This window comes from Desulfamplus magnetovallimortis (assembly GCF_900170035.1).
GTDB classification, from domain to species: Bacteria; Desulfobacterota; Desulfobacteria; order Desulfobacterales; family Desulfobacteraceae; genus Desulfamplus; species Desulfamplus magnetovallimortis.
Map to the genome: position 1 here is coordinate 17,100 of NZ_LT828570.1, position 11,431 is coordinate 28,530.

Consider the following 11,431-nt stretch of genomic DNA (forward strand, 5'->3'; position numbering starts at 1 on the left):
TTTACGGCAAAGATACAGGTTCATCCGGCATATAAGGGCGTATGGCAATGGAACCAATAAGTGTATCCCATAACATGGGAGAAACGCCTACTTCTCCTGTCCTTTTGATTGTTAAATTTTCTGGAGTAAATGTCTCTCCTTTTTTAATGGGGCGTGAAGCAACAACATATTTACGGGCAATGGCAATATTGTCATGTTCGCATTGAGCTGGCTTTTTACATCCGTTTCCAAGGGCAGATTCAACTTCCCGAATGGATCTAATCATATTTGAAAGTGCTTCCGGCTCAATGGATGCCTTGTGATCAGGCCCCTCAAGGGTGCAGTCAAGGGTAAAGTGTTTTTCAATGATAGATGCACCTAAAGCAACCGCGGCAATGGCACAGGATATACCAGGTGTGTGATCGGAAAAGCCAGTGGTACATGAAGGGAAGTGTTTGCTAATGGTGGAAATTGCTTTTAAGTTTGCCCCTTCAAAAGGGGTTGGATATTGGGTTGTGCAGTGTAAAATTGCGATATTGGAAAGGGGAGTTCCTGAGGTTTGCAAAACTCCAACCGCTTCTTTTACTTCCTGGAGTGTTGACATTCCAGTGGAAAGTATAATGGGTATAATGGGGCAGCCTGAAAGATCTAAATTTAAAGGAAATGACGTACCTATTGTAGCACTTGATGAACCTGTGGTCTCTGAAGTTATAGAGTCTATAGCCCCTGAAGCTTTAACACCTGAAGTTATAGAGCCTATTATAGTCCCTGAGCCTTTAACACCTGAACATATAGCACCTATATGACGCAGAAATGGAAGATTGGTAACCTCCCCGGATGGTATTTTCAGGCATTTTAAGCCAATATCAATTAAAAAGTCCACACTCTTTTCATCAAATGGCGTGGATAGAAAAATAATCTCTCTTTTCTTGCAGTGCTCCATGATTTTAACATGGTTTTCCTTTGTTAATTCAAGGCGACGGAGCATTTCAAACTGGCTTTCTGAATTATCGGTTGTATCTTTTTGGTAGGCTGCTTTGGCCGCACATGGGGTTGCAAGCCGATTTGCCCTGAATGTCTGGAATTTCACTGCATCAGCACCTGAATCCACTGCTGCATCCACAAGCTTGATAGCCAGATCAAGGCTGCCGTTGTGGTTTACACCGGCCTCTGCAATTATGAAACAGGGTGAATCTTTACCTACTTTTTTGCCGTGTATTTCCATGGTTTTTTATATTTATTCGGGAATTTTATGTTTGTTTTAGAAAAATTGTATATTTGTAATATGGGTTGTGTTATCCATCTCAATTTTTTAGAAAAAAGCATTTATAAAACGGTGTTTTGTTCCAGAAAGTGTAGAATCTTTTTGTAAGGATACAAAATTTATAGAGAAATTTGTCGTAATTGAATTATCAGTGTTATCGTTGAATAATTTTTCAGTATCTTATTTTCTATCTACTCCCTCATGATAATTTTTGGTTATATTGTCTGCAAGTTCTCAATAACCCAAGGTGATAAGGCCAGCTTAACCCTTTAAATGCATGATAGTATTCAAAAGGATTCCTTGAATCCCCGGGCTTATTGAGAATTTACCTTTTTAAGGTTTCAAAATCCTGTGTTCCTATGGGAAATTTTTTACTTCTCATAATTGCTTTTATGAATAATTAAGGCTTCTGCAACGATAAATTCCCATAATTCATCAATATCCAGGGAACGTTCCCTGGGCATTACATAGCCTATGCTTTTGGGTGGAAACATGGTTTTAAGTGCCATTAATGAAGATACTTGGTTAAGATATATCGCACCATTTATCACATATGCTGAAGGGAAATCCTGCCTACGCAAGTAAGAGGGCTTTTTATCAATAAATGGTTCAAGGTATCCTTTCTTGTTGATAGAATGTACAATATATGGGTGATTGGATGCTTCGCATATACCTATTACAGCATCTATTTTTTCCTCATAGTCGATATTATTTGTATTATTTGTTTTTTTGTATCTGTGCAGTAAATTTATGGCACCATCAATATCATTACTTGTACGCAAAGGAGATGTGGGTTGAAGGGTTAAAATATAATCAGGTGAATAATTTTCATGGGTTTTAAGCCATTCAAGAGCATGGATAAGGACATCTATATGGGGTGTATCATCTTTTGCTATTAAAGATGGCCTAATAAATGGAGTATCTGCACCATATTGATTTGATATTTCTGCAATTTCAGGGTCATCTGTACTTACTATCACCCGTTCAATATTTTTGCTTTTAAGAGCGGCTTCAATTGTCCATGCTATTAGGGGTTTGCCTGCCAGGGGACGTATGTTTTTTTTAGGGACACCCTTTGAACCGCCACGGGCGGTTATCAGAGCTGTAACTTGCAAACTGGATTTTAAGTTGTGATTAGACAAAGCAAATATGCTCCTTGTCTGCATCAAGGTATTCTAATATAATCTGATTTTTTTCATTGGCCACACAATGATGGGAGCACTCTTTTGATGGTTTGATATAAAAAAAACGTTTTTTCTTTTCAAACCAGAAATCCGTGAATCGTTTTTGGGCTATGGAGCCAAGGGATGCTTTAAGGTTATATGCTTTGTCCTGACAGGGATATACATTGAGATCTGCTCCAATTACAGGTAAAATTTGCTGATAAGGACACCATTCATAAGGTTTATTAAACTTATCATCAAGTTCATGGTAGGCATCATATATCTGGAAATTTTGGGTTTCAAATTTCTGCCTTGCTCTTTGGATATCTCTCTTTACTTGCTTAAACAAAGGTTTATGATATTCATTGTTTTCTTTTCCTTTATTGCTGATAATGCAGGGAGATATTTTGACACTATCCACACCAATATCTGACAAACGCTGGATTGAATCAAATATTTTATCATGGTTATAATTATCTATAATGAGACTGACCCCAAGATAGCATTTTCCATCAAGTTTTTTAAACTCTCTCATATTGTTTATTATTTTAGAATATTCATTAGCTCCTGCTCTTCTGTAATATTTATAGCTTGCATCATCCCAACCATCCATTGATATACGTATCCATGTGCCGTAGTGAGCAAACAGCTCTGCAATCTCTCCTTGCAGTCGGGCACCATTGGTCAGCGTTGCAAACTGTATTGAAGTCTCCATCAGGCGTTTTAATGTTGGTATTATGTCTGGGTAGCACAGGGGATCACCACCGCCGCTGAAGGTGATGGCTTTTACTCCCATTTCACTTAAATCATCCACGATCTCAAGCATTTTTGCACAGGGTATGGTATCACGGATTGCCATGTCTTGCCCAAGTTGCAGGTTATCTTTTCTATATGCACAATATCGACACCTGTGATTACAAATATTGGTTGGTTTGATCCGGACATGAATGGGAGCAAGAATTTCATTACTTGTTTCAGGCAAAGAATTAATTTTGTCTGTATAGTGAAATATTTTATATTTAGTGTAAAGTAAACTCATTTTTATTTTTTTATACTTCTTTGAGTTTGAATTATCCTATCTCAGAGTGGCATCCTTCATATCAGATTAAAGTAGTTTACACTTTTTGTCTGGAGTAGAGACGCAATGCATTGCGTCTCTACTGTTGGGTTATTTTGCCATTGGAAAAGTGTAAAGCGGCAAATGAAGCATGTCCTCAGAGTTACTCAAAGTATATAAATTCATAATCTCCATTATAGCCAAATTCAGAAAATATCCATATCCATTCCCGTTCACTAAAGAACGATTCACATGTCAATGCCCAGCATTGAAGATTGAAAAGTTCCTGATCGTTACGATAACTTTCCAGCACAATATATTTATTTTTGGCGACTCGTTCCATTTCAGATAAGGCCTGTTTTAAGTCAAATATCTCAAGGTTGAAAATGGTGTTTAAAGAGATAACCAGATCAAATTCATTTTCAAAAAAGGGTAGGGGATCACGGGCATTGTGATGGAAAAGGGATTTTTTTATTTCAGGTTTGGCATTTTCAAGGGCATGCCTTGAAATGTCAAAACCTGCAATGCGGGCTTCGGGTAATAGTTGTGATATTTCATAAAGAAGATATGCCTTGCCACATCCAATATCAAGTATTGAACTGCCTGCATGTAGTCCATATTCAGCAATTAGTGCTTCTGCCACAGGTTTCCATCTTCCGTCATAGTCGTAGCCGCCATATCCGTATTTCCGGTCTCCATCCCAGTATTCATACTCGTATTTTTTAGCTTTTTCCATGCAATGAACTTTGTTATCCATCATTCTTGCAGGATAATCTCTTTTTGTGGACTTGTGCAGAGGTGTAACCAGGTTTTGCCTTTTACCCATGTTTTCTACTCACTTTCCCAAAGCTTTAAAATGATTTTTTCAACATTTTCAGGCGTTATCCCAAAGTATTTGAGTAGATCATTTTGAGACCCGTAACGATCTGAAAATTTATCAGGTATTCCGATTCTTTTAAATTTTCGAGGCTTCAAATCATTTTTTTCTGCAAGAAGTTCAGCAACAGCAGAACCAAGCCCACCTGTTATGGAATGTTCTTCAACACTTACAATGATAGTAGCATCTTTTATAAATTTGCTTACAGTATCTTTGTCAAAGGGTTTTATTGTAGGCAGATGCAGTATGGTGGGTGTTAAATTATGGTTTTTATCATTTTTTAGCAATTTTTCTGCTTCCAAAGCAATGTTCAATGTAATGCCTGTTGTTGTTATCAGTATATCTTTTCCAATTTTTACAGGCACAGCTTTCCCGATAACAAACGGCAAATTCAGCGGCGTGACAATGGGATCATAACCTTTTGCAAGTCTTATATATATAGGCCCCGGCCAATTTACAGTTTCTGGCATCATTTTTTCCATCTCCCTTGCATCAGAAGGGCTTAATATGCACATATTGGGAATGGATCTCAGTGCTGCAAAATCTTCAATAACCTGATGGGTGGGGCCAAGGGGTGCATATACAAGACCGCCGCCATTACCCACAAGGCGTACAGGTATATTGTGAAGGCATAGATCAAGGATAATCTGCTCATATGCCCTTCGGGTCAAAAATGGTGCAATGGTATTGACGTAGGGTATTTTTCCCTCCATTGCCATACCTGCTGCCATTCCGATAAGATTGGCCTCACAAATCCCCTCCATAAAGAAGCGATCCGGCATATCATTTCTAAATTCGGACATGGTTCCAGCCCCAAGGTCTGAACCAAGGAATACAATGCGGGGATCCTGCAAAGCAAGGTTATAGATCATTTCAAGACATTTTTTTCGCATTTAACTTATAAAATTCCTTGGATAAGTTTCTGAGCAAGTTCACTATCAACTTTATTGCTATGGTGCCACTTAAGGTTATGCTCTACACCGCTGATACCTTTACCTTTGACAGTATGGCAAATTAAAGCAGATGGTTTTTTATGGAGTGAAAAAGGAAGTGAAGATAGTTTTTCTTTAAGGGCATTTACATCATGTCCATCTATCTCTTTGACAGAAAAATTGAAGGCTTTTAACTTTTCTGACAAGGGTTCAAGGGGGAAAATTTGCTCTGTTAGACCGTATGACTGCATATGATTATAGTCAATGATTAGTGTGAGGTTGTCAAGCCTATGTTTTGATGCACAAAGGGCAGCTTCCCATATTGAACCTTCGTTGCACTCTCCATCACCTGCCACTACAAATACTCTATATCCCTTTTGATCCATGCGTGCCCTTAGAGCCATACCAATCCCAATGGAAAGCCCATGACCAAGGCTTCCGGTTGATGCTTCAACTCCTGGAATTTTGCTTCTTTCAGGATGTCCTCCTAAAATGCCGTCAAAGGCACAAAATTTTTTTAAGTCCTTAGGAGAGATAAACCCTTTCTCTTCAAGCATTACGTACAGAGCAAGACATCCGTGCCCTTTGCTTAGAATAAAACGATCCCTGTCATCCCAATTGGGTTCATTTGAACGATATTGCATTATATCATCAAATAGAACTCGCAATATTTCAACTAAAGAAAGGGCCGGAGCAAGATGGCCCCTGCCGCCTGCTTCAAGGGTTTCAACTATTTTTTTCTTAGTTCACGGGAACGATTGTCAAAACATGAATGGTTTTCAAAGGATGAAGTTCCTGTTTGTTGAGTGTTTTTCTTTAAATTTAAATTCATATTTACATCCACATCCAACAGATCCATATTTTTGATTTGCTCATTCATATGGAAAATTTCCATCCAGATCATTTACCTGTTTTAGCATCATTCGAGCTTTTTCCATTTGATGGTTTAATACTTCTGTCTGATTTAGTTCCTCACCTTTTGAAAATATTCTACGATTAAAATTTGAGGGGATAAATTCGTTTAGTAGAATAAGGCACCATTTTAAAGCTGTTATTCCGTATACTATTTTGATGCGTGATAGTACATATTCAGGTAATGGAATATGTGATAAAACCTGTGATAAAAATAGCGATTTGAATTTTTCTGGAATCAGATTTCCAGGATGAATAAGAGTATCACAGATTAGTTTTGCCGGATCATCCCAGCCAAAAAATTCAAAATCCACAAAATTTAATGCACCATCTTTATTTAGAAGAGTATTGTGAAATCCAAAGTCTGAAGGGCTTGGAATAAGATATGTAAATGGAATATCTGTGTCAAAATGTTTTGCATTCTGATCTATTTGATTTGTATATTTGCTTTTTTTTATACAAAATTGTTTGTATTCTTTCTTTAGAGTCGGAATGAACTCTTTTTCTAAAAAAGTAAACAACAAATCTTTATATATACCTTCTTTGTAAAATCTTGATAGGCGTTGATGGATAAGAGTTGGAAATGACTCAAGCGTGTAACAAGCATCTGATGCTGGTTTCAAGGATTCTTTGCACTTTATAGGTAGATGTGACAGATCTACGATAAAATTTGATATGTTTTGTATCTCATTGATACCTATACAATCTATTGTTGGTGGTGAACCAGGTAAAAGGGAATAGGTTGCAATTTGTTCCTTGATACTGCATTTTAAAGGTTTGGGAATATTTGTAAAACCATTACTGTTTAAAAATGAAAATCCATGCCATTCTGCCTCAAGCCTTTTTCTGTTATCCATGGAATTTGAAGGATATTCTTTTCCTACTATGGGTGAGGCTTGGTCTACAAAGGTTAATTTCCAGACACGGCTGTTACGTCCATTGTCAAGTGACTTGGCTGATAATATATTATTTCCTGTCAGATATTCAAACTTGTAAAGGATAGCATTTTTTTTACCGTGAAAAAGCCCCACATCATTTTCATGGTTAGGGGTTTCCTTTGTATCCGGAGGCCATGAATTTTGAGAGCAGTTAATCATCCAAAAATGGTTTGAGCAATTTCTTGCCAGTTTGAGCAAATATTTATGTTCTGGGCTGCTATTATTGGGTTAGGGGCTGCTGTTATTGGATTTTGGGCTGATATGATTGGGTTGTGGGGAGAAAAAAGTATCTTTTTTATGGATTTGGGAAAATTAATATCCAGGAATAGTTCTGATAGGTCATCAATAAATATATCGCAATTCAAAGATTTGATTTTATTGATTTTTTTATATCTATTGTTCTCAAAGAAAATATGCTTTTGTGATAAGGCCCCCCCTTGATTATCAAAAAAACCTTTTTTGTGTAGAAATTTTATTGCAGAACCCCTGAGATTATTTTTTTGGTGACTATCTGCTGCTGCATATGGCGTTTTATGGCTTACAATATAGATGGTTACTCCTTTTTTTTTACATAGTTGCAAAAAATCATAGGCACCTTGAAATATATCAGCTTCATTAATTCTTGGACCATATGCTTTGGCCTGCATTTTTTGCCATATGCTTTCTCCATCATGTTGGCAGCGAACCCAATCTCTGATCTTTTTTTTCCCTGTGATGTTGGGTTTTATTTTAAAACCTTGTTCTTTTAGTAATTTTAATAAGAGCTGGTCATAGCATACCAACGTATTGTCAAAATCTATACCGATGATCATGGGAAATTAAAAAATTTTAAATGAAATTGACATGGTTGTTTGGATGTGTCAACTCCCAAAGATAATTATTGATTGCATCCAGACGGCAATTTACACGACACTCTTTTGCATCCATTTCATTTGCTACCCATTCAATGTTTTTTTTACGTGTCGGGCTGCTCCATATCTCATTGAATGACTGGCTATAAATATTGCCATAAAGAAAACCCGAGTCTGTCATATGGACGCTACATCCCCAGACATTACCTGTAGAATCAATATAAGACCAGAATGGCAATCCAAGGCAGTGATCATAGTCTTTTTTATTATTTACCTGGCGTTCCATGGCATTGGTTCTTAAAATGACTTTAAAATGTTCATCTGATATTTCATCAAGTTTTTCAGACAGAGTCTCAAGATTGTAATCATCAAAGCCAAGGTTCTTATACCACTTTGTCTGGCTTTTAGGATGGTGTGAATATGGTTTAATAACCAGGTAATCCAGTCCAATATCAGCAGAAATTCGGGCAAGTCGCTCCATTTCATCATAATTTTCCGGAAGAAGAATTGCCTGGATGCCCAATGTACAGGAAAAGTTGTTATTATGTTTCAATGCAACGCAGGCTTTCAGGTTGCCCATGAGGCGGCTGAAATCATTTTTGCTCGTACCATGTAGATGTGCATGGGTCTCTTTTGTGCCAGCATTGCAGCTTATTTTGATCCATGAAAGAGACGGTAAAATTCTTTCTGATTTTTCCAAAGTTAAAAGCACGCCGTTTGTTGTCAGTGAGACGTCAATTCCAGATTTTTTGGTTCCTTCAATAATTTGGGGAAGATTATTATGGCAAAGTGGTTCACCTTCCCCTGCATACATAATACTTTTAAGGCCCATGAGAGCTATCTCTTCTATCCGTTTGAGAAGTATAGATTGATCTAAAAAATCTGGTTTATAGCCCATGAAATCCAATCCACAAAAGAGGCAGCGATGATTACAGGCTCCAGTGGGGCTTATCTCCATATATATGGGGGCAATATTTTTTCCATCCATCCACTCTGAGACCCTGTGGGGATGGAACATGAGCTTATGGTTGTCGATTCTATATTGTGTCATATTGCTATCTCGGCCATCATATCCATCCAGTGGTGCAAAATTGCTGCATGGCTTGTTTCAGCAAGACCATAGGCGTCCGCTGGAACCCAGAAATTGAGGTCACCGCTCCTTCTCAAATTGTTGTTGGGGTTCATGGCTGATAGGGTTACCACATACCCGTCTGCTTTTTTTGCTATTTCTACTGCATTTAGCACATTGGGGGATTCACCTGAACTGCTTATAACAACAAGCATATCATCTTTTTTCATGCGAAAGCTTAAAGGAACCGAGAAAACCTGATCGTAGCCAAGATCATTTGCCACAGCGGTTATCTGAGAGAGATCCGTAAAAACTTCAGTGTGTATGTGGGCGTTTTTACACATATCTGCTGAAATATGGCTGGCCATGGATGCACTGGCACCGTTGCCTATGAAAAAAACAGTTTTGCTGTTTTCACGGATTGATATGGTTTTTTCCTGCCATAAAGAAAAGGCCTGCTCTACTTCCAATAATTGAGAGTCAAGGGAATTTACCGAAAGCGATGAAAGACACTTTGATAAATCAGATATTTGGGATTGCCATTTATTTATTGAAGGATACTTTTTTATCATGCTTGAACTCTTTGGGATTTCTATATATTAATTAGGATTGCACTTTATGAAAAAATTGGGATTGTCAAACATGAGTTGTTCAAATGTATAACAATAAATGCAGTTATTGGATAATTCGTTAGCCAGACTGAATATCTCTTTATAACCAGAAAGGTTAAATTCAGACATTAGAAAAAAAATGTCATTGTATTTTTTCATATTATTTTTTGTTATGAATTTTTTGTAATCCCTATTAAAAACAAATGGTTCTTTGGGGAGTTTGAAAAAAGATAAGGTGTGTTCCTCAAATATATCTTCTCCATCAAATGAAGGGCCAACAATTATTTCAATGTCAATGTTCCAAAGTTTGAAATATCGTGAATAAATATAATTCGCTATGAGAAGAGGGCCACTAACTATAAATGCTGCTGGGGTGTCGGTATTTATATATTCAAATGGTATTTTTTCCCATTCTTCAGGGATGAGCCCAAGCAGCCTGTCCATCATAAAGGGAGAGTGCATCTGTTTTAAATCGGATGAAGTAGGCAAGGATAATTTTGATATGTATTCTGTACAAAGTACTTCTTTTAAACAAGTATATCTATACATCCCGTCTGGAAGCAAGTTTGCCATTTCCTTTAGTTTTGATACGCAACCATTTCCTTCTTTAGTCCTGCGTTGTAGAATGGCAGCGTATTTAAGTGCTTGTAACCTAAAAGGAAAGTTTTTTACTAAAAAATTAATATATTGTTTGGCATAAGAGATTTGGCGAGTTCTCAAGTAATACTGTACCAAATTAGATATAAAGGCGAAAGAATATGAAGATTGGGTTGCAAAGAGTTTTTGATGTTGCAATTTATCAATTATTAATTCAATACGGGATTCAATCTCATGTTTGCATATAAGCGTAAATAATCTAAAAAAAGAAGTTTTATCAAGTTTGTACGACAATAAGCAATCTATGATTTCTAAACCTTTCTCCATCTCTTTTGCTGTTATTAAATTATCTGCCAAGGTAATCAAAAGTTCGTTGTAATATAGAAATATTGATAAAGAATAGTCATTGCTATTATAAAAAATAAAAGATTATTGTTTAAAGAGCTAATGATATTATTTATATATTCAGATAGTTCTGTAAATTTATTGGTTCTGGATAAAAGCTGTATTCGTAATCTAAAAAACATTTGTGGAAATTTACGTTCTGCGAATACAAGAAATTTTTCAGCTCTGCTATAATTATTTAACTCCAGTGACAATTGCACTGCTAAGCCTACTTCACTTGGTGTGAGGGATTTTATATTTTTAGAAAAATAGCTCATTAATTCATAATAATCATTTTGTTTCAATTTGTTTTTAACATTATCATGACTCTCAATATGTTTTGATATTGTAGCATATTGAGAGTTGCTATTTTCAATCTTCATACGATTATAAGCTTCAAGATAAAGAGATAAATCTTTATCTTGATTTTTCATGAATATCTCTTTTAGCTTTTGGGGGATATCTATACTAATTTTTTTTGTAGCGTTAAGAGCAATGTTATTATGGTTTATTTTGATTTTTGGCGTAATATTTGCTATTTTAATCAGTGATTCATTAAAGTGCTCTACAATACCATATGAACCATATATATTGAAAAGGCGATTCTGAGCTGTATCGTAATCGCCTTCACCTAAATGATTTACTATTGGATTATCAGGATATTTTTCTAATATGTATTCTTCAAGGGATACGTTCTGAATGGTCAGTGTATCCATGGAATATTTGTAATGAGACAGTAATAAATTAATTGTATGTCTAATAAACGTAAAATAGAAGAATTTTTTTTCCGTTAAATA

12 protein-coding genes are annotated in these 11,431 nt (G+C 36.3%); all 12 read right to left on the bottom strand.

Annotated features, from left to right (window positions below; translation table 11 throughout):
- Position 1: 1 nt before the first annotated feature.
- Positions 2 to 1,204 carry an N-acetylneuraminate synthase family protein gene (locus MTBBW1_RS26260; protein WP_080809709.1) on the bottom strand — a complete coding sequence of 401 codons (1,203 nt, stop codon included), beginning with the start codon at positions 1,202 to 1,204 and terminating at the stop codon, positions 2 to 4.
- A gap of 410 nt (positions 1,205 to 1,614) precedes the next feature.
- Complete coding sequence (locus MTBBW1_RS26265) at positions 1,615 to 2,385, bottom strand: acylneuraminate cytidylyltransferase family protein (RefSeq protein WP_222424189.1); 771 nt, start codon at positions 2,383 to 2,385, stop codon at positions 1,615 to 1,617.
- Positions 2,378 to 3,445 (bottom strand): radical SAM/SPASM domain-containing protein, encoded by a 1,068-nt coding sequence (locus tag MTBBW1_RS26270; protein WP_080809714.1) that lies wholly within the window; start codon positions 3,443 to 3,445, stop codon positions 2,378 to 2,380. Before MTBBW1_RS26270 ends, MTBBW1_RS26265 begins: the two co-directional genes overlap by 8 nt.
- A gap of 181 nt (positions 3,446 to 3,626) precedes the next feature.
- The gene (locus MTBBW1_RS26275; RefSeq protein ID WP_080809717.1) at positions 3,627 to 4,289 is read right to left on the bottom strand and encodes a class I SAM-dependent methyltransferase; all 663 of its coding nucleotides are present in this window, start codon (positions 4,287 to 4,289) and stop codon (positions 3,627 to 3,629) included.
- Positions 4,290 to 4,294: 5 nt separating this feature from the next.
- Positions 4,295 to 5,233, bottom strand: coding sequence for a transketolase family protein (locus MTBBW1_RS26280; RefSeq protein WP_080809719.1), 939 nt, complete (start codon positions 5,231 to 5,233; stop codon positions 4,295 to 4,297).
- A gap of 5 nt (positions 5,234 to 5,238) precedes the next feature.
- Entirely contained in the window at positions 5,239 to 6,006 is a 768-nt protein-coding gene (locus MTBBW1_RS26285) for a transketolase (protein WP_139786916.1), read from the bottom strand.
- A 138-nt stretch (positions 6,007 to 6,144) separates the two neighbouring features.
- Entirely contained in the window at positions 6,145 to 7,320 is a 1,176-nt protein-coding gene (locus tag MTBBW1_RS26290; protein WP_139786917.1) for a hypothetical protein, read from the bottom strand.
- Positions 7,278 to 7,934 carry a hypothetical protein gene (locus MTBBW1_RS26295; protein WP_139786918.1) on the bottom strand — a complete coding sequence of 219 codons (657 nt, stop codon included), beginning with the start codon at positions 7,932 to 7,934 and terminating at the stop codon, positions 7,278 to 7,280. Before MTBBW1_RS26295 ends, MTBBW1_RS26290 begins: the two co-directional genes overlap by 43 nt.
- A gap of 16 nt (positions 7,935 to 7,950) precedes the next feature.
- Positions 7,951 to 9,024, bottom strand: a complete 1,074-nt coding sequence (locus tag MTBBW1_RS26300; protein WP_080809726.1) for a radical SAM protein — start codon at positions 9,022 to 9,024, stop codon at positions 7,951 to 7,953.
- Positions 9,021 to 9,614 (bottom strand): SIS domain-containing protein, encoded by a 594-nt coding sequence (locus tag MTBBW1_RS26305; RefSeq protein ID WP_080809728.1) that lies wholly within the window; start codon positions 9,612 to 9,614, stop codon positions 9,021 to 9,023. The genes MTBBW1_RS26300 and MTBBW1_RS26305 overlap by 4 nt, the downstream gene beginning before the upstream one ends.
- A gap of 27 nt (positions 9,615 to 9,641) precedes the next feature.
- A complete protein-coding gene (locus MTBBW1_RS26310) occupies positions 9,642 to 10,607 on the bottom strand; it encodes a hypothetical protein (RefSeq protein ID WP_139786919.1) in 966 nt (321 codons plus the stop codon).
- Between the two features lie 5 nt (positions 10,608 to 10,612).
- The coding region (locus tag MTBBW1_RS26315) for a hypothetical protein (protein WP_222424190.1) at positions 10,613 to 11,431 on the bottom strand (819 nt) is incomplete at its 5' end.

What these genes read in the sequence shown, in the direction of transcription:
- MTBBW1_RS26270 (WP_080809714.1), bottom strand. Translation starts at nt 3,445, where the DNA reads ATGAGTTTACTTTACACTAAATATAAAATATTTCACTATACAGACAAA.
- MTBBW1_RS26280 (WP_080809719.1), bottom strand. Translation starts at nt 5,233, where the DNA reads ATGCGAAAAAAATGTCTTGAAATGATCTATAACCTTGCTTTGCAGGAT.
- MTBBW1_RS26305 (WP_080809728.1), bottom strand. Translation starts at nt 9,614, where the DNA reads ATGATAAAAAAGTATCCTTCAATAAATAAATGGCAATCCCAAATATCT.
- MTBBW1_RS26275 (WP_080809717.1), bottom strand. Translation starts at nt 4,289, where the DNA reads ATGGGTAAAAGGCAAAACCTGGTTACACCTCTGCACAAGTCCACAAAA.
- MTBBW1_RS26300 (WP_080809726.1), bottom strand. Translation starts at nt 9,024, where the DNA reads ATGACACAATATAGAATCGACAACCATAAGCTCATGTTCCATCCCCAC.
- MTBBW1_RS26295 (WP_139786918.1), bottom strand. Translation starts at nt 7,934, where the DNA reads ATGATCATCGGTATAGATTTTGACAATACGTTGGTATGCTATGACCAG.
- MTBBW1_RS26260 (WP_080809709.1), bottom strand. Translation starts at nt 1,204, where the DNA reads ATGGAAATACACGGCAAAAAAGTAGGTAAAGATTCACCCTGTTTCATA.